This window comes from Agarivorans sp. QJM3NY_33, assembly GCF_050870865.2.
Taxonomy (GTDB): Bacteria; Pseudomonadota; Gammaproteobacteria; order Enterobacterales; family Celerinatantimonadaceae; genus Agarivorans.
This window is the reverse complement of record NZ_CP194039.2, coordinates 1151572-1171326: the sequence shown is the minus strand read 5'-3', so window position 1 is coordinate 1171326 and position 19755 is coordinate 1151572. Positions and strand designations below refer to the sequence as shown.

Genomic DNA, 19755 nt, shown 5'->3' with positions numbered 1-19755 from the left:
GTTTACTTTTGGAACTCGGCACGCTTATTCGCGCCAGTAAGCAGCGCTAACATCGTTCGATGGAACTGGCTCATTGCGCCACATCCCTTGAAGATCTTTTTTCCATATACCGATCTTAGGTGCGGCGTAAAGGAACAACGCCGGCACGTCTTGGGCGAGAATTTGCTGGGCGCGCTTGTATCCCGCAATCCGTTCAGCTTCGCTTGTTGCATCAGAGATGGCCGCCATCACTCCATCAAACTCAGGATTTTGATAATTGAAGTAGTACGGATGGCGTGCATAAATCCCAATATCAAGAGGCTCTGCATGACCAATCACCGTCATATCGTAGTTGGTGTCTTTAAAAACATCCTGAACCCACTTCGCAGGAAACTCGGAGGTTTCGATATTCATGGTCACGCCTATCATAGAAAAGTAGGCCTGCATGATCTCAGCTGCGCGTTCAGCATAGGTTCGGGTCGGCATTTTCATGGTAAAACTGAAGCCATTCGGATAGCCCGCTTCGGCGAGTAGTTGCTTGGCCTTCACTGGATCATAGGGCCATACCCCCGTCAGATTTTCATAACCCGCATCGGACGGGGAAAAATGACTACCAATTGGCGTACCAAAACCTTCGTTAGTGGCATCAATAATGGCTTGGCGATCCGTCGCCATCATCAGAGCCTGACGCACCCGAACATCATTAAATGGCTTTTTAGCACTGTTCATACCAGCAACCACTTCCATACTGGTGGTTCCGATAACGGTATTAAAGGCTTGATTGCGTTTGAACTGACTCACCAACTCTGGTGCGTTAAATTCTGGGATCGCATCAATCCCACCGGAGTTAAGTGCCGCGGCTTGTGCCTGTGGATCGCTAATGAAACGAAAAGTGACTTTATCCAGTGGTGCTGCTTGGCCCCAATAATTGTTGTTTTTGACCAACGTCACCTGATTACCTTTCTTCCAATGAAGAAATTGAAACGGGCCCGTCCCAATTGGATGGGTAGCATTTGTTGCTTCACTTGAGGGCTCAACCATGACCGCAGCAGGAAAACCTAACCAATAAAGCAAATCTGCAGATGGTTTCGACAGTTTGAGAACCAAGGTATCCGCATCGGGCGCCTCAACACTTTTTATCGGCTTATAGAGCACTTTTTGTGGATTAACCGAATCATTGGCAAGTAGTCGATCAAGGGTATATTTCGCGGTCTCCGCATTGAACAATTTACCATTTTGGAAAGCGACTCCATCACGCATATCAAAAGTGTAAGTCAAACCATCATCAGAAATCTGCCAGCTTTCGGCAAGCTGTGGCTCAATGTTGCCGTCTTGGTCAATTGCAACCAAACCTTCAAAAAGGTTTTGCCAAACCACTTGTCCAATGGCCACTGGTGCAGCAACTGTCGGGTCAAGACCAGAAGGCTCTAAGCTCATGCCTAAAATAAGGTCACTGCGTGGCTGAGCAATCACACTGCCCGTCGCAAACAATCCAATGGCTGCTGTCGCAATCAAGAGAGAACGAAAATTACGTATCATAAAACGGAAACCTCTGATAGTGGTTTTAGAAACCCTTTCTGTTCGTTATGCCTTTACCTTGCCCGAGAACGTAGTGTAAATGCAATAAGATTTATTAGCGCACAGTGCAACCAAAACCGTTGCACTGTTTCTAAAGCTTAAGCAATTTTATCGCGGCTTGACCCGTTTAGTCGATGAAAGATCCTTCTAAACAAATCAGCAAGTTCGCTGGCTTTATGGCGAGCCGCGTCAGCCCTAAGCCAACAATTTTTCAGTGAATGCATAACTCATATACTATACCTCTCGCCCCCACTCATTTAACGATTGGCTCGCTGCATCGATTGCGCTTGCTCTGGCAAAAATTCTTCTAGAAAATCGGCTAATTTAGCAGCGGCAAAGCTTGGCGCTGTCGTCATCGCTCGTCCAAGCTGCAGCGCGGTTACGATTTCGGATGCCTCAACAAAAGGGCGAACCACAAGCTCTGCGGCCTTAATTTCACGAATAACCGACATCGCAGGTAAAATCAGCACCGCCGCGCCGCGCAGGGCGAGTTCCTTTTGTAATTCAAGAGACGAGGTTGTAAACACTGCCTCCACAGGCACAAAACCAGCAGAACGTTGGCGCTGGTCAAAATTACGCCGGATCCCAAATGAGTGATCTGGCATCGCAATCGGATGTTGGCGGATCTGCTCTAAGGAAATCTGCTTAAACTTAGCCAGCGGGTGATTAGCTGCCATTATCGCTTCATGGTGAATCGGCAGTTTAAAGCGCACATCCATTTTTGAGTCGGGAGAAGAGAACATCGTGACAGCCATATCGGTGTCACCATTAATCACCGCATTCTTGGCTTCTTGTGCCGATGAAACCGTCACCACAATCGATATCCCTGGATACAGCTTATAAAATTCCGACAACGCAGGAGCCAAGATGGCATTAATTGCTGCGCCGTTAATATGGATCGACACATGACCACGCTTAAGACCTCGCAGATCATCGATCACTTGGCGGGCATTATCGAGATCACGCATCATACTTTTAGAGCGAGTCGCTAGCAGCTCCCCTGCTGCGGTTAACATAATACCTCGCGCACCTCGGGTCACTAAGGGCGCACCAAAATAGTGTTCCAAATTTTCCAGCTGGCGACTAATCGCGGTCGGAGAAACCCCTAAAGTTTCCGATGCCTGTCGAATCGAACGTGAACGAACCAGCTCATTGAAATAAGTAATAGCCTGAAGCTTCATATCATTCTCTGAAATGAGTGATGCGCTCATTCAATCGAAGTGGTTTGCCTCAGGCAAGTCTTTTTTACATGATGGGAAGCACATTCAATGCGTGCTCGCTTAGCCTATCCCAGCTAGAGCGTGCGCTTCAGAGCACAAATCACGATGCTTGAACCGCTATCGATAGGCGCAGGTTTCTGATCGACCCCGCTATCTAGGGGAATTGTAAAACTCAGTTTGGAGCTTATAAATCGAGAAATACCCTTTAATACTTCACTAGATATCCCATTCCAATAACGCCAAGTATGCCCGCCTTTAGCGGTGTGACAACTAAACCCGCCAAGATACGCCCCGCCACCTAAGAGCTGCCAGAGCAAGTAACACAGCCATGACTCCACTGCCACTGGTAGACGCCGCTAATCTGCCGTTGCTAGACTGAGAATACCTCCTGTAAGCTCTACTGGCGGCAACACCCAGTTGATTGACTGCACTTGAATGCTGCCTCAAATACCATCGGCTAGCGTTCAGTTGCATTGTTGCTGGCTGACGGAAAAGAGCGGCTTGATACGACGACCACTACCATGACCGTCGGCAGCATCAATGGAAGAAATCACTTGCCAAATCCCCGCATAATTAGCACAAAAGGTGCACGCTCTTGTAGGAGCACACTCTTGGATCTACTCAAACATGCCCACAGTGCGAGTACAGGCACTTAACCATGCCAACGCAATCATCGCTAAAAAATTACAACGTATTGAATTAAATGACTTTTTAATTATCATCCGCACGAGTAACACATCACTCTGAAGCAAACTCTCTTCGATTTATTGACATAGAGAGCAATAAATCACTATGGCGCAATTCATTTGGCGAAACTGATCCCCCTATTCTTGGCCCCCCAAAGCTAGATATCGAGCGGATGAGTGGGCCTGTATCCAACGGTATTTTCCCTCCGTCGGACACCAAGCTTATCTTCACCTCGATTACTTTGCTGATTATTAATTAGCCAACTAGGGTTAGTAAAATAACCCAGGAGATAGCAACAATGGAAAACCTACTAATATTCAACTTTGATGGTACAGATAACGAACCTGCAGATGCAATGCAAGACAAGCGAGACAGTGGTGTTATTGAAGATGACAGCATAACCAATATCCTCAAACTACATTTACTGCTTGGCGGCAATTTAAGAGATCACAATGGGAAAAGCGACTTAGGTAAGCACTGTGTCAGCTTTTATTACAAAGGCGTGGGAACCTATGGAAATTACTTTGAACGTAAATTTAATGCCGGCTTAGCCTTGGAAAATTCAGATGTGAAAACCATTTTAGCCTCTGCCAAGCAAGACTTTGCCAAACACTATCAGCTGCATCCCCCCGAACAGGTTCTAATTACTGGTTTCAGTCGCGGGGCTGCACTAGCGCGACGTTTTGCCTCCATTATTTCACGTGATTATCCCAACGCCAGTTTCAAGATCATCGAAGTGGTATTTGATACCGTAGCCTCCATTGGACTGCCCAACTTGAAAAAATCCGAACGCCCCAGCACTGACGTTGTTTTTGAATATGGTCATACTCTCCCAAACAAAGTTTGCCATGCACTGCATATGCTATCACTTGATGATAAACGGGCCGCCTTTCAGCCGACCTTAATGAATATCGATAAACGAGTAACCGAAATATGGTTTGCAGGCGCCCATTCCGACGTCGGTGGTGGGTATAATTATGATGGCTTATCCGATACCAGTTTACGCTTTGCCATGGATTGGCTGGAGAACCTCGACGACTTAAACATTCAATTTAACAGCCCCTCCACCATCGATTACTTAAGTATTTTCCCCGATAACTCCCGCTTAAACATTAGTATCGATGACATGTTAATTGAACCCTATTGCTACGGGGTGAATCATCAACAGCAACGCGGCCTTTTAGCAACATTTTTCACCGTTGATGACCGCTTGTGCTGCGCCTTAGAAAATGACCAAGTATCACCCAACATCAAGCCGAAAGTTCACATTTCCGTCGCTTTACGCATCGCTGGGGATCGTAATTATCGCCCCAAATCGCTAAAAAATGTCTCACACCAAATCATGTATGACCCTTGGCGCACCGCACCAGAACCATCTCAAGGGACCGCCATTCATGAACTCGGCTTATTAAACAACTATCAACTGGCCGATCAGCCCATCACAAGCAAAGTATTAGCGCATCGAAAATACAATCATACAGGGATCATCTTAGTGAAAGGCAAACAGTATTTAATTGAGAATACCCATCAAGCTCGTTGGAAAGACGGCAATTTGCAAGAGGTTGATGGTGAGGGCTGGGATCGCAGTGATGTGAAACTGGGTCTAGGCGAGCTTCCCATACAAATTAGTGAGGCATATCGGCGGGTGCCAGATGCCGATTGGTTTAGTTTATGCGCCACTATTCATGACAGTGATGAGGACGCCTTCTATGTGGGTAATCGGATCCAGTTCACGGCCACCAAGACCGGAGAGTTATGTTTATTTGCCAACGACTTAAATAGCTACTACGGCAACAATACGGGCCATCTGCGGGTTCAAGTGCAACGTCTATAAATCAAACAAATAATACGACCTTCGCGCGACTTAGGGCTCGCGCTTATCAATAATTTTATTTATAATACGATAGTACTTGCTGTTTGGAAATGACTCATTGATTACAACAACCCCTAATCCTATCTACGTGGCTAACCCCGAACGCTACCAAAAGATGCAATATCAGCGTTGTGGACAGAGTGGTGTACAACTTCCCCGACTTGCGCTTGGCTTATGGCAAAACTTTGGCTCAAGCGATCCACTGGCAAATGCTCGAAACCTATTGCGAACCGCCTTCGACTTAGGCATTAATCACTTTGATTTAGCTAATAACTATGGTCCTAGTTACGGGGCAGCAGAACAAACCTTCGGCAAAATCCTGCAACAAGACTTGGCTGGCTACCGCGATGAACTATTTATTTCCAGTAAGGCTGGCTACGATATGTGGCCAGGCCCCTATGGCAGTGGCGGCTCGCGTAAATACTTAGTATCGAGCTGTGATCAAAGCCTAAAACGCACAGGATTAGATTATTTTGACGTGTTTTATCACCACCGACCAGATCCCGAGACTCCGCTAGAAGAGACCATGCAGGCTCTCGATTATTTAGTGCGCTCGGGTCGCGCCCTATATATCGGGATTTCCAACTATTCTGCCGAACAGACCGAACAAGCAGCGGCTATTTTAAAGCAGCTCGGCACACCGCTGCTGATTCACCAGCCACGTTACAATCTGTTTGACCGCTGGATAGAAGATGGCTTGTGCCATGTCTTAAAACAACAGGGTATTGGCAGCATTGTTTTCTCGCCACTGGCACAGGGGGTTTTAACGGATAAGTACTTAAATGGGATCCCTGAAAACTCACGAGCATCGCGCAACGAGATCATTCATCTAAAACAAAGCGATATTTCTGCAGAAAAAATAGCCAAAGTGGCGGCGTTAAATCAACTTGCGGAAGCTCGTCAACAAAGCCTTGCGCAAATGGCCATCGCCTGGACCCTGAGTAATGATGCAGTCACTACCTGCCTAATCGGGGCGAGTCGCACCGAACAACTCTACGATTCGGTGAAAGCCCTTGATAAGCTAGACTTTAGCACTGAAGAATTATCAAGCATTGAATATATACTGGCGGGGACTGCACTTTGAAAGAGAATTATGCTCTCAATATTAAATCCAGCTCAAGTCACATTATTGACAAATAAGCCATAAAATACTTTAATTCTGGACTGCATATATTTTTTATTTAGTTAGAATAAAATTAAAGTCATTTTACATAATTACAACAACAATAAGTACTAAACGCTTAAATCGATTAGGGGCCTCGGCCCCTTTTATTTGCGCTGTGGAAAGCTTTTGAAGCTTAACCGACCTGGCTTAATAAAGCTCTGCGATATTCAACGATATCCTCAATCGTCAATACAGGCATACCATGTTGCTGGGCAAACTGAACGATTTCAGGTAATCGCGCCATTGTGCCATCCGCTAGGGTGACTTCACACAAGACACCCGCCGGTTTAAGCCCTGCTAAAATCATCAAATCGACCGTACCTTCGGTATGTCCTCGGCGAGTAAATACTCCGCCAGGTTGGGCTCTCAGTGGATATACATGACCAGGGCGAGCTAAATCACTCGGCTTGGCATCATCAGCAATCGCAGTTTGTATGGTGGTCAGTCGATCGGCCGCAGACACTCCGGTCGTCACCCCTTGTTTTGCTTCGATGCTCACAGTAAAGGCGGTACCAAACTGGCTAGAGTTATCGCTCACCATGGGCGGTAAATCGAGAGCCTTGATTTTATCATCGTTTAAACACAAGCAGACGATGCCACTACATTCACGAATTAACATCGCCATTTGTGGCTGAGTTAACGACTCAGCGGAAAATATTAGGTCGCCTTCATTTTCACGGTCTTCATCATCGACCACCAGTACGCCTTGGCCTTTGCGAAGCGCATCAAGCGCAGCATCAACACGTTGATTAGAATTGCCATATTGGGCAAGTAAAGACTGATTCATGGTTAAAATCCTTTAATAACAACATTAGGTTTTCCAGAATCAGGGCACGCAGGAATTGAAACATAAAGTGACACTTTATGCTTTTTTATCTAAAGCAGCACCAATCCAACAACACAGCAATAAGCTTACGCTTAGTTGCCGTACTGCAAATACTACTTGTTGATTCTCTTCCATCCGGACTGATTACAGCACAGCTGCAAATTACCGTCGGCTCTGGATTTCGCTTGAGTCATGGACTCAATCGGCACCAGATCTGCTGACCCCAGAATCAACTGGGCGCTCGCGGGCTTTTAAGAAAACTTAACTACCGCCGGTGGGGAATTTCACCCCGCCCTGAGAATGTTCTGGCACAACGATACTGTGCCAGACCTAATGGTGCACCTAAATTGGCCCAAAAACAAGTAAGGGCCCTAAGGCCCTTACTGCTCATGATGAAGAAATTTTTCTGCTATACCCGGCGGTAAGGCAGATAAATCGGCTCCCACATATGATCGGCAATTTCACGCTCTATATCTTTGCCACTAAGGCAGCCATCTGGATCGGTCTCTTTAATTTGTTTCAAAATTGCTTTAGCCACAAAACTAGAGACTTCTTTTAACTCTCGCATTCTTGGGAATACACAACCACTGTCTAGATCTTCTTGCGAAACATACTCAGCTAACGCAAACGATGCGGTGGTAAACATTTCCATGGTGATTTTTTTCACCCCAGAAACGATGGTTGCTAAGCCCACAGCAGGGAAAATGAATACGTTGTTTCCCTGACCAATGCGGTAGCGCTGACCATTGTGTTCTACATCATCAAAGGGGCTTCCGGTTGCGACAATGGCTTGGCCATCGGTCCAACGGTAGACTTCTTCGGGCAAGACTTCACAGTTGCTGGTCGGGTTAGACAAAGGAAACACCATTGGCCGCGAAGTATAATCGAGCATTTTCTTCACATGACTTTCTTTAAATGCCCCGCCGACACCACTACAACCAAGTAACACGGTCACCGCAACGTTATCGATCAGTTCACTTAAACTGGCCTTTCCGGCTTCGGCCAAAGGCCAATCCTCGGCAAATCCAATTGGTTTGGCGTAACGCTTTTTATAATCATCTAAACCTTCGCGGTTATCAAACACCACGCCGCGAGAGTCTAAAATATAAATTCGGTCACGCGCATCTTGATGGCTTAAGCCCTCTTTGAGTAAACCCGCAAAAATTTGATCGGCAACGCCGACCCCACCAGCGCCTGCGCCATAAACCGCATACACCTGGTCAGCCAAGGTTTCACCCTTAATTTTGGTTGCACCAATCACCCCAGCCAATACCACCGATCCGGTGCCTTGAATATCGTCATTAAATGAAGGTAATACATCTTCATATTTTGAAAGATTATCGAAGGCATTCGATTTACTAAAATCTTCCCATTGCAAAACGGCTTTAGGAAAATGTAACTTAGTTTGCGCTACAAACTTTTCGATGAAATTCTGGTATTCCTCACCTCGCATCCGCTTCTTCGGCATCCCCAAGTACATAGGGTCTGCCAATAGATCTTGATTATCCGTTCCCACATCAAGAGCCACCGGTAAACAATGTGCAGGATGAATGCCTGCCCCTAAGGTATACAAAGACAACTTGCCAATCGGGATCCCCATACCACCGATGCCTAAATCACCCAAACCAAGGATCCCTTGACTGTCGGTCACGACAATAATTTTAATTTCTTTGCCGGCAAAATGGCGTGCCATTTCTCCCATGTGATCGATGTTATCTGCGGTCACATATAAACCACGGGCTTTTTGATAGCGATGGCTAAATTCTTGACAGGCTTTACCCACGGTTGGGGTATAAATGATCGGCGTCATTTCTTCAACATGGCGTGAAATCAAGGCATAAAACAGGGTTTCGTTGCGATCTTGCAGAGCCCGTAGATATTGATATTTTTCAATATCACTACAAGCACTCAAAAAGCCTTGATAGACTCGCTGCAACTGATCATCGAAAGTTTGTGGCTTGGGAGGTAACAGACCATTTAAGTTAAAGGCTTCTCGCTCTTCGTAGCTAAAGGCAGTACTTTTATTCAAAGTGCGATCGTTCAGTAGTGCGGTTCCAGAAATTGAAACTGGGCGAAATTCGTTACCATTTTCGTCTTTCCAGCGTAAATATTTACCTGTAGGCATGTTGTCCTCCGAGACAGCGCGTAAGAAAAGATAGAACAAAGTTAAATAGTAAATGATCCCACTACATCTGTACGCTATTTCATTCAAAAATCGTCTAAATTTAATCAACTAACAAATAATTTGCCGTCCGCGCAGTCCTTTTTGAGATGATTCGCAAGATCAGGGGATAAATATTGAAACAAGGCAGCACTTAGCGGCTAAAATCACCTTCAAACGAAATCAAACTCGATTTAATTAGCCAGTGCTATACACCAATGTGTGCCGACTGATATACAATTAGCCATCTCCACTTTTTAGCAACCCCCACATTGAAACAATCACTGTTTGAAGTAAAAAGAAACTTCATTATTAAACTTGGCAAAGCTCTGCATAAATACGGCACCCCAGCCTTTCGTTTAGAGTCTCATCTACGAAATGTTGCGGAAACTCTTGGCTTGGACGGCTACTTTTTAGTCACTCCAACCTCACTCACCTTTGTACTTTGGGCGCCCGATGATACCCAAGAATACAATTACGTGATGCGTGTCAAGCCCGGTGAAATCGATTTGGGTATGCTCGCCAGAACCAACCAACTGGTGGAAAAGGTCAGCAACCAACAAATCACGCTCGGCGAAGCGATGGACAGCCTCAACAAATGGGCGCAATTTCCCGAACCCTATCCGCCAATGATCATGCTTGGGGCCTACGCGATTACTGGCGGCGGCTTTGCGATGTTAATGGCTGCCGATTGGCTCACCATTTTATGTGCCAGCCTATTAAGCATTGTCTGTTATTACTTAGCCCGACAGGCAGAACGCTCAGACGATTTTTCAGAAGCCTTAGAACCCGTTGCCGCCTTGGTCTGTTCCTTTGTCGCGGTGTCGCTAGGCCAATTTTTGCCCGAGCTTGATATCGGCATTGTTATCTTATCTTCCATCATCATCCTGATCCCCGGCTTATCGCTTACACTTGGGCTCACCGAGCTGGCCGCTCGTGAATTAATGTCGGGAACTGCGCGAGTAATGGATGGCAGCATGGTGTTATTTAAACTGTATTTTGGTGCCGTGTTAGGGATGGCGATTGGTTCTCTGGTCTGGGGACAAGTAGATTTACATCAATACGCCACCAGTACCTGGTGGATTAAATGGTTGGGAGTTTTACTGCTCTCTCTTGGCCTAAGCATTGTGTTTAAGATGCGCAATAAAGATATGATTTGGGGCTTATTGTCGGGAGCTATCGCCTATGCATCCGCATTACTTGGCAGTGTCTATTTAGGCGACGCCTTAGGCCCCTTCGTGGGCGCTTTCGTGGTGACGTTATATGCCAACTTATTTGCCAAACTCACCAAATCCCCCGCATCAGTGGTACTGCTACAAGGGATTGTGTTGTTAGTCCCAGGCAGCAAAGCCTACCTTAGTTTAAACTCTATGGTATTTGGCGAATCATTGGTCAGTATTCCCAACATCGGCTCACAAACCTTCTTAATTTTCATGTCGATTGTTGGGGGGATCTTATTTGCAAATGTGGCAATTCCGCCACGCAGTTCTTTGTAGCCACACCTTTTAAGACATCACAGTGAGAGGCGCACCGCGCCTCTCACTGATTGAGTCCAGGCTGGTTTCATCAAACAAGCTTTTAATTTCCCCAAATTTCACCAATATACTCAGGATGATCGACAAATGGATTACGGTTCCCCTGAAAAATAAATGCGGCGTCGTTTCGGTCTCGCTCTTTCTGACTCACCGGATCGGCGTTATTCCAATTTTTCAACATTTGCAGTGTCCAAGCTTCAAAGACCTGCTCACTAGAGCCATCTAATACAGCGTTGCCATAACGACTATTGTTTTCCCAGTTGGCAATTAAATTTTGATAGCGAGTCGCCATATAAAAGTAAGCGCGAGCGATATCACCTTTAAACTCATCAATCGGTTCAAATACCATTCCCGAATAACCAAGGCCAGATGCCGCAGAGCCGAGCTTGGAGCCATTTTTACTAGTATAAGTCGCGGTTCCAACTTCCCCATAGGGATAGCTGCTGCGGTAAGCGTTCACTTTACCATCGGTAGGGAAAACATGATGGATGTCGGTATTCATCGGAGAAACAGCGCCACCAAACCAGCTTCGAGGAAAAGAATGCTCACGGTTATAACAATCTCCTTCGCCAGTGTAGGAACCACATTGATCACTGCTTGGCGTAAAGAGATAGGGATCACTAGCACTCGGACGCTCGGAGTAAATATCAACAATGCTAGCGTCGTTTTCATAATACTGATCTTGCTCATAAGTGCTGTAAAACGACCACAAAGCACTATAGCTTTGCGAGCGGTGCTCTTTAATGAGCTTATAAAGAGCAGTTTTAAGTGCATCACCGCTTAGGCCCGCAGTCGCCGCATAATAGCTATCAGTGTGACTCGAAGAATAACCACTGCCAGCAGAGCTGTCAGAACTAAAGCTAAAGTTGGTACTTTCAGAGCTGGTGAATTCTCCACCGCTAGCTAAGCTTGAACCGTTTGCTGTGAGACTATAACTGCCACTCCCATAACCGCAACAGATCCCATCATTGTAACTATCGTCGATAATAAAGCTGTAATCACCATCCTCAAGACATAGGGTCTCGGTGTACTGTTTATTGCTACTATAATCACTACCACTGGCGACTAAAATATTACCACTCAATACTTTCCAGCTTGTTTCTGAAGCGTAATTATCAGTCAATAACGACAGATTCAGACGATGAGCACTACATGTATCTGCGGCGAATACTGCTTGCGAAGAAAAAAGTAGAGCGAACAGCAAAGCTCCCCATAAGCGTAATTTTTTCATCTGTTCATCCAATCCCTTGGTTATACCCATCTCACTCATTATCGGTTCATCTTGCTGGCCTAAATCAGCGCCAACAGCGTTACATATTTTGTAATTAGAACCACTAGTTACTGTACTTTACGCCTGATTATCGACAGATTTATTCTGCGCAATAAGTTTAACGGCGAACCTTTGCAAGCGCGTTTCTGAACAGCGATTGATCCACTCTGTATATTGACCGCTCAAAATTTGAGCATAGCAGCCACCAAAACCTGACCAATCGGTTGACAATTTATTTGCCATGCTCATCACATTTAATTGAGTTTTAATCGATATCTAGCTGCTATTTTGTGGTGTTTAACAACAAGCTGACGGTAGCGATACAGACAAGCAATTCGCACATTGCCTAAATCTGCTCAAAACTCTCTCCTCACCTCGGGATTCTTCACCTTAGGATAAGCCCAGAGTAAACATATCAACAAAAACCAATGGAGAAATCAGCCAGAGTATTTGATCATTCGCGAGAGTTCCGGATAATAATCAACTCTTTCACCTAATCTGTTGTCAATATGCGCCTTGATAAATTTATTTGTAAAAGTACCAACTTAACAAAAATCGAAGCAAGCCAACGGATTCATTCAGGCCAAGTGCAGGTAAATGGCGATATCGCAAACAATGAAGCGACTCAAGTTCATGAAAACAACATCATCCTGTTGAATGGCAACCCGCTCAAAACACGACCTTTTCGTTACATCATGATGCATAAACCCGCGGGAGCCATTTGTTCCAACATCGATGAAGTTTATCCATCATTGTTCAACTATTTAGATCTTGAAAACGTCGCCGAACTGCATATTGCGGGACGTTTAGATGTCGATACCACAGGGATGGTTTTAATCAGCGATGATGGACGTTGGTCATTTAATATCACGCGGCCAAGCCAACACTGCAGTAAAGTGTATCGGGTGGGTTTATCAAAAAAAATAACGGAAGACGCCCGCTCTCTGTTTAAAAGAGGCATTCAATTACAAGGGGAACCACAACTCACCCTGCCTGCTCACTTAGAATTAATTACGCCAACCGAGGTGCTGTTAAGCCTCACCGAAGGTAAATTCCATCAGGTAAAACGGATGTTCGCGGCCGTGGGTAACCGAGTGTTGTCTTTACATCGAGAAAAAATTGGCGAAGTTAGCCTAGATATTAAGACTGGGCAATGGCGTGATTTAACAAACGATGAGATCCAATCATTCACCAAGTAAACCCGCCATTTCAAATTACTTCCCAATGCGCCAAGTGCTTAAAATTACTGTTTTAAATCAACGAAATATAGAGTGACAAATCATAAAATATAGCCTAAACCGCTCACCTATTGTTATACACTCTGATCCACACGCTTCGCTACGCTTGCCTGCCAATCGACGTTGCATTGACACAACATTCACACTTAGGATTTATATGAACGCTCATTATGATGAAAAATATCAAGCCGTTTTGCGATATCACGATATTCCTGGTGAAAAGCTCCCCATTCTATTTATCCATGGTTTAGGATGTGCCTCATCAAGTGACTACCCTAGCGTAGTTGCAAATCAATATCTGCTTGGACATCGCTGTATTATGGTTGATTTATTTGGCGCTGGATTTAGCGATCACCCGCCAACATTTGCTTACTCTGTCGAGGCGCATGCCAAAGCGCTACTGGGACTAATTGAAGCCATTAAATTAACTAAATTTGCAGTTTTTGGACATAGTGCCGGTGGAGCAATCGCAATAGCGCTGGCGTCTCTGAGCCAAGAACGCGTTGAAAAAATTATACTCTCAGAGCCAAATTTAGATACTGGCGGTGGTTTTTTTAGTCAAGGCATCGCTAATCAGCCCTTAGCCGATTATTGCGAGCATGGTCATCAGCAACAAATTCAAGATTGTATCTCAAATGACAACCATGTTTGGGCGGGAACAATGCAGGTTGCCAACCCTCGCGCGGTGCATCAACTATCGAGTTCTCTGATGACGGGTTCGATTCCGTCATGGCGACAACAATTGATCGCGTTTCCACGCCCCAAAATGGTACTCTTTGGGGAATACTCATTGCCCGATGATGACTATACCAAGCTTCCTAAAGTGGGCGTTCAAGTGGACGTCATTCCCGAGTCTGGTCACTCCATGTTGTGGGAAAACCCAAGCGCGGTCGCCAAAACAATTGCAAATTTTATTCTTTAAAAACAGTCTTATCCGATACGCTGACGCACTCGAAGCGTCAGCTTAAACCCTCACATCCCAGTTGATCACGCTTTGCGAAACTAATGCAACGTTCACCAGACCAATGCGCAACCAATCTGATTGATTATGTGAGCAACTTATTACGCAACATAAATCTACCGATAACAAGGCATGAAGAGCAGTAACGAGTGACTCTAATTACAAGATACATTACGCAGTTAACGATGATTTAGGCCTGCAAAAATGAACAAATAATGAGTTAGATTAGTATGAGTTGAAGAATGATTACTAACCAATAGTGTTTGTCGAGTTATCGCAACACTCACGTGCTTTTGCCCCAAAACGAGTTAACTTATTTTTTTGGGGAGCTGTTAGTCTCGTTTTTATCATTTAGTTTTGGATCGATCTGTTAGTGAGGGTTTCGCCCTGACGGCGATATACTTTTCTTTGCTGGCCAAAGAAAAGTATACAAAAGAAAGGCCACCCAGCACCTTCTTAGATCCTCCGTTGCTCACTCACAAGGGCGTTGAAGTAACTTGCTACGCTCAAACAGACTTCAACTTTGCTCCCTTGTTCATTTGCGCTACTTGGCGAAGATGATGGGATTTAAAAGCGTAATCTTGGCTATCGAGAGTGTGAAAGGTTTTTGTTTTTAGAATGGGTGTCTTGTTTATTCTGTTGTTTATTGCTCAGTTTAGTTTAAGCACAATTGTGCAACAGCCTGTTGCACAAATCAGTCTGAGCAACTTTTGCCCCATTCCGTGTTACGCCTTCTAACGAACAACGCAATCACCCATGTTTCTTTCCATACCAAAACAATGGTTTTGAATCAGATTTTACGATCCAAGTTTAATCACCAGCTAGAATGCAAAAACCTGTTCGATGGTCTTGTCAAAAATCATCTATTTTGCAACTTGAACCAAGCACTCTAAAGGGCTTTTGACGCCCGTGGTATGACGACCGATAACATGCGTGTAAATCTCAGTCGTTGTTACATCCTGATGGCCAAGTAATTCTTGTATAGTTCTTAAATCAGTCCCTTGTTCTAATAAGTGGGTGGCAAAACTGTGCCTAAAGGTATGGCAACTTGCAGGCTTATTTATACCGGCATTACGCACGGCTTTGGTGACTGCTTTTTGGAGCACACTATGATGAATATGATGGCGTTTGAGCTCACCTGTTCTAGCGTCGATACACAGGCGAGTTGAAGGAAACAAAAACTGCCAAGAAAACGACCGTTGAGAATGTGGATACTTACGGGCTAACGCGTAAGACATCGTCGTTCCAGCATTATGTAGACTCATATCGTGAGCAAAAACACTTTTGCTCAGGAGAATGTTATCGCGAAGCTTTGGGATCAAGTTAGGGGGTAACAAAGTCACGCGATCTTTATTTCCTTTGCCTTGCCGTACGGTGATTGTATTTTGATCAAAATCTAAGTCTTTAATCCGTAATCTCAAGCATTCACTGAGTCTTAGTCCCGAACCGTAAAGCAGTGAAGCCATGATCTGATAATCCGCGGGTAAATTCGCAATCACTTGGCTCACTTCAGCTCGAGTAAAAACTACGGGAATGTTGACTTGTTTTTTCGCGCGTTTCGCCTGAATTCCAATCATTTCGATACGTAGTACTTTGTTATAGAGAAACATTAAGGCATTAAATGCGATGTTTTGAGTCGCCGGAGCGACTTGCCTATCGACCGCTAGATGAGTTAGAAATCGTTCAATATCAGCAGCTCCGAGCTTTGCTGGGTGCTGCTTGTGATTAAAATACAAAAAACGTTTTATCCAATGCCAATAGGTTTGCTCGGTGCGAATACTGTAATGGTGCTGATAAATCGTATTTCTAAATCGCTGCTGGAGCCGCAATGGTGTGTTTGACATGTTGCGCACTTTTTGTCTGTATATATATACAGTATTTTTAGTTTCGTTTGCGTCATTTGTCAAAGTAATCAATGATAGAAATGGATCGATGATTGATTGATTCCGAGTAAAAAACTAAGGTAGACAATGGGTTAATATCAAATCATAAATTGATGAGCGAACGTGATGAAGATCATGTTTTTTGTGATAGGACGCGCGCTCATTGAATGGGATAGACCGCACGTGCGGCCTACTTAGCGTTATAACTACTAAGGAAGGTTGTCATTAGACGCTATATTTTAGTTACACCATTATTGTTTCTTTTAGGTTGTATTTCGTCTGTAGACCTAACTGAGAGTAATGAAGCCTCCAAAATAACCAATCAATGCTTTGAGCTCGTACAACCTGCGTTTGTGTACGAGGGGCGCTGTGCTGATTTATCGGGATTTAATGATAACAGTGAGCTTTGTAACAGCATTCAAACGATGGGAGAAGGTGTATTCCCAAAAAACTGGGAAAACTATCTGCAACAGCGAGATTCATTCGACAAAACGCATTTTGATAAATTGGCATTCGAAAAACAAAGAACTATGCTGTTTTCTCTTGATGCAGGAACTAAGGTCACTATAACTAGAGTGGTCCATCATGGATGGGGAGCTGATGGAAGGTATTGGGTTTTTCGAGGTAACCTGATCCATAATGGCAAATCAATTGAAGTTGAGTTGCCATCTTTTAGTAAAGTTCACCTAATGCCTTATTGGTTAAATGGACGTTCTAAAAGTATCCCAGAGTTAAATAGTAAGTTTATAGGTTCGTGTAAAACGTAGTTATAACAAATAAGAATAGGTGTCGCGTAGCCGCCACCTTATTCGGGTGTTGAACAAGCCCGATGCTCCCTTCTATAGTAAATAACGGTATTGATGTTGGCGGGGCCAAGGCCTTGTTACTTTTTACAAGGCGAGTTTGGCTAAGACTGGGTGAATGGCGTTAAGCTTTTACCTGTCATACATGATGCTAAGCTGTTATTTTTTTTATGTATTCATCCTCATGTTAAGCCCTGCCATTCTCCTTATCCTGTTCGCCTTTCGGCTAGCTCGTTCGACTCACGCCTGTGCAGTGCATGGGGTGCTGGCAGCAAGGGCATGGCCGGGTCGCGCTGTGCTTGTCGGTTTGGAGCGCGGCGAGGTTCACGCGTTGCGGCACTCGCAGGAGTAACTGAATGCGCCGCAATATGTGTTTGGCGTTGCCCCGTAAAAAACCATAATCTCTCACCCGCTGTAATCCCTTGGGCAATACATGCGCCAAGATAAGCCTTAAGAACCTTAAGGTAGGCAAGGTGCGGATTTTGGTGGTGTGGCTTTGGCTATCTAGATACCTAAAACTCACTTGGTCGTTATTGGTACTGATGATGTCGTTATCGGATAAGATCCCGCGATACAAGTAGCGAGATAAGTACTGTAGCGCGGGCAGCCCAAAACCTACGTTGCGACAATCGACCACCCATTTGGTGGGGATATGCGGGGGCAACTTGATGTTTGGGTGTTGATTGAGCGCATCTAGCATTCTCCCTCGCCATACCTTGGCCAGCGCAAAGGCGTTAAACAAGTACTTCTTGTTGCAGTGATGCCACTGCTGCTTCGCACGGTGATAGCGCCCACCGGCCACCAATACATGTAAGTGGGGATGCAGGTTACGCTGGCGGCTATGGGTATGCAGTACGGCGGTAAACCCTAATTCCCCCTGGTTCTGGCGTTTGGCAAAGTCCTTTAACAGGCTTGATACCACCTTGAACATGATTTGGTATAAGGCTTTAGGCTGCACGCGGGCTAAAGCCCTTAGCTCATGAGGCAGGGTGAAGGTCACCATAAAGTAAGTCGTGGGTAGCAGCTTGTGTTGTTGGCGAGTTAACCAGCCAGTGGTGCAATGGTGTTGGCACTGGGGGCAATGCCTATGGCCGCAAGACAGCGTCAATTGGTCTTGATGCGGGCAATGTTCACACTGCCAAAGGCTGTGACCTTGTTGCTCAGTTTTACAACGCAGCATGGCATACATTGCCCGTTTAGCATCCGCCCTTAAAAGCGGTGCAAGCTCGGCCTCATGTTGGTGAAGTAAATCAATAAAGGTGCTCATGGTTACGGCCACATGAGTGTGAGAGAGTCAGTGAGTTTATTCACTGCCTTTACGGCATCTAATTGCTTCACTTGGGTCAACTGGGTATAACGTGCAGTGGTATTTAAACTGGCGTGTCCCAGCAAGTGTTGCAAGGAGCGTAAATCCAAGCCTTGTTCAAGCAGATGGGTGGCATAACAATGGCGCAGCGAATGCGGGCTAATAGGTTTATGAATACCGCAATCGCGCAATACCCGCTTCAAGGCTTTTTGTACGCCGCCTTTATCCATAGGCACATCCACCTGTTTACCTTGGCGTGGAAACAGCAGACGAGCATGGCGATGGCTTTGCCAATGGTGACGTAAAACCTGAAGGGTGCGACGCGGCATGGGCACGAAGCGGTCTTTGCCGCCTTTAGCATCCCGCACATGGATTTGCATGGCCTGACTATCAATATCATGAATACTTAAGTGTAAGCCCTCGCTCAATCGCAGCCCCATGGAATACAACACCAAGAAGAAGACTTGATAGCGCGGTTGCGACGTCATGCTTATCACTAAGCCGACTTGCGCAGGGCTTAAGATATCGGGTAAGCGCTTCACTTGAGGAGGCTTCACAATGTTTAGCCACTGCCATTGTTTCTCGAGGGTGTAGCGATAAAAAAATTGCAAGCCATTGCGGTCTAGCTTCACGGTGCTCCAAGAATGGCTGCTAATGAGTTGAGCAAAATAGGCCTTTAAATCAGCGGTGCTTAAGGTATCGGGGGAGCGGTCAAAGTGGGCAGAAATCCGACGTACCGCACGCGAGTACGCATCAATGGTGGCTGGTCGTTTCCCTTGTAAGGTTAAATTGGTAAGGTGTTGTTTATATAAAACATGATAACGATGTTGTTGGGTAGGGTTCATGCTGCATACTCCGGTTCATCACGACCGATTGGCCGTGTCACATTGAGTATGAGATATCAGGTGCTATGCACTCTGCCGCAGAGCGGCTTCGTTCAACAAGGCAATTAAACGGAAAATTTACAGTTGGCTGTTTTTCGTTCCTCAAACATTTTAGCCAACTATAATTTTCCGCTTATTGCGGCGTTATAACTACTGGATAATATGAGTCAAACTGTCGAAATTCATGATCAAATATGGAATGTTGAAGATATCCAACAGAATGTAGATTGGTCTAAGCAACAGAAATGGACATTTACTGATTTTACTGTAGAAAATGACCATGAACATTGTTTAATTTGTTATTGGACTATTTTCAAATCATCTGAAGCTGATTCAGGTAAAGCCTATAAGTTTAACAATAATTGGTTGTGCCAAGAATGCTATGG

At 45.2% G+C, this 19755-nt stretch carries 13 protein-coding genes, 1 pseudogene and 1 riboswitch; of the genes and pseudogenes, 6 read left to right on the top strand and 8 right to left on the bottom strand.

Going from position 1 to position 19755, the window contains the following annotated elements; all coding sequences use genetic code 11:
* Positions 1-24 precede the first annotated feature (24 nt).
* Together ACRRSY_RS05225 and ACRRSY_RS05220 are read right to left on the bottom strand one after the other, a co-directional pair.
* On the bottom strand, positions 25-1518 hold the full coding sequence (locus ACRRSY_RS05225; RefSeq protein WP_432454217.1) for an ABC transporter substrate-binding protein: 1494 nt from the start codon (positions 1516-1518) through the stop codon (positions 25-27).
* Between the two features lie 296 nt (positions 1519-1814).
* Entirely contained in the window at positions 1815-2738 is a 924-nt protein-coding gene (locus tag ACRRSY_RS05220) for a LysR family transcriptional regulator (protein WP_432454218.1), read from the bottom strand.
* Between the two features lie 1024 nt (positions 2739-3762).
* On the opposite strand from ACRRSY_RS05220, the gene ACRRSY_RS05215 reads away from it, so the two are divergent.
* The gene (locus tag ACRRSY_RS05215) at positions 3763-5298 is read left to right on the top strand and encodes a phospholipase effector Tle1 domain-containing protein (RefSeq protein ID WP_432454219.1); all 1536 of its coding nucleotides are present in this window, start codon (positions 3763-3765) and stop codon (positions 5296-5298) included.
* Between the two features lie 97 nt (positions 5299-5395).
* Positions 5396-6421: an L-glyceraldehyde 3-phosphate reductase gene (gene mgrA, locus ACRRSY_RS05210; RefSeq protein WP_432464482.1), complete on the top strand. Its 1026-nt coding sequence runs from the start codon at positions 5396-5398 to the stop codon at positions 6419-6421.
* 214 nt (positions 6422-6635) lie between these two features.
* On the opposite strand, the gene ribB is transcribed toward mgrA, so the two are convergent.
* Both ribB and ACRRSY_RS05200 read right to left on the bottom strand, forming a co-directional pair.
* Positions 6636-7289 carry a 3,4-dihydroxy-2-butanone-4-phosphate synthase gene (gene ribB / locus ACRRSY_RS05205; protein WP_432454221.1) on the bottom strand — a complete coding sequence of 218 codons (654 nt, stop codon included), beginning with the start codon at positions 7287-7289 and terminating at the stop codon, positions 6636-6638.
* 158 nt (positions 7290-7447) lie between these two features.
* A riboswitch (FMN riboswitch) is annotated at positions 7448-7634 on the bottom strand.
* 103 nt (positions 7635-7737) lie between these two features.
* Positions 7738-9453 (bottom strand): NAD-dependent malic enzyme, encoded by a 1716-nt coding sequence (locus ACRRSY_RS05200; protein ID WP_432454222.1) that lies wholly within the window; start codon positions 9451-9453, stop codon positions 7738-7740.
* 308 nt (positions 9454-9761) lie between these two features.
* Here ACRRSY_RS05200 and ACRRSY_RS05195 point away from each other — a divergent pair, with 308 nt between their 5' ends.
* Complete coding sequence (locus ACRRSY_RS05195; RefSeq protein WP_432454223.1) at positions 9762-10985, top strand: threonine/serine ThrE exporter family protein; 1224 nt, start codon at positions 9762-9764, stop codon at positions 10983-10985.
* Positions 10986-11067: 82 nt separating this feature from the next.
* Here ACRRSY_RS05195 and ACRRSY_RS05190 read toward each other — a convergent pair.
* Positions 11068-12180 (bottom strand): annotated as a pseudogene (locus ACRRSY_RS05190) (HNH endonuclease signature motif containing protein); the annotation flags it as partial.
* 623 nt (positions 12181-12803) lie between these two features.
* On the opposite strand from ACRRSY_RS05190, the gene ACRRSY_RS05185 reads away from it, so the two are divergent.
* Both ACRRSY_RS05185 and ACRRSY_RS05180 read left to right on the top strand, forming a co-directional pair.
* Positions 12804-13493, top strand: a complete 690-nt coding sequence (locus ACRRSY_RS05185; protein ID WP_432464481.1) for a pseudouridine synthase — start codon at positions 12804-12806, stop codon at positions 13491-13493.
* Between the two features lie 196 nt (positions 13494-13689).
* A complete protein-coding gene (locus ACRRSY_RS05180) occupies positions 13690-14454 on the top strand; it encodes an alpha/beta fold hydrolase (RefSeq protein ID WP_432464480.1) in 765 nt (254 codons plus the stop codon).
* A gap of 902 nt (positions 14455-15356) precedes the next feature.
* On the opposite strand, the gene ACRRSY_RS05175 is transcribed toward ACRRSY_RS05180, so the two are convergent.
* Positions 15357-16337, bottom strand: coding sequence for an integron integrase (locus ACRRSY_RS05175; RefSeq protein ID WP_432464479.1), 981 nt, complete (start codon positions 16335-16337; stop codon positions 15357-15359).
* Positions 16338-16801: 464 nt separating this feature from the next.
* Here ACRRSY_RS05175 and ACRRSY_RS05170 point away from each other — a divergent pair, with 464 nt between their 5' ends.
* Positions 16802-17143, top strand: a complete 342-nt coding sequence (locus ACRRSY_RS05170; protein WP_432464478.1) for a hypothetical protein — start codon at positions 16802-16804, stop codon at positions 17141-17143.
* Between the two features lie 262 nt (positions 17144-17405).
* On the opposite strand, the gene ACRRSY_RS05165 is transcribed toward ACRRSY_RS05170, so the two are convergent.
* Together ACRRSY_RS05165 and ACRRSY_RS05160 are read right to left on the bottom strand one after the other, a co-directional pair.
* Complete coding sequence (locus ACRRSY_RS05165) at positions 17406-18446, bottom strand: IS91 family transposase (RefSeq protein WP_432451860.1); 1041 nt, start codon at positions 18444-18446, stop codon at positions 17406-17408.
* Positions 18447-18448: 2 nt separating this feature from the next.
* Entirely contained in the window at positions 18449-19330 is an 882-nt protein-coding gene (locus ACRRSY_RS05160) for a site-specific integrase (RefSeq protein WP_432464477.1), read from the bottom strand.
* Between the last annotated feature and the right edge of the window lie 425 nt (positions 19331-19755).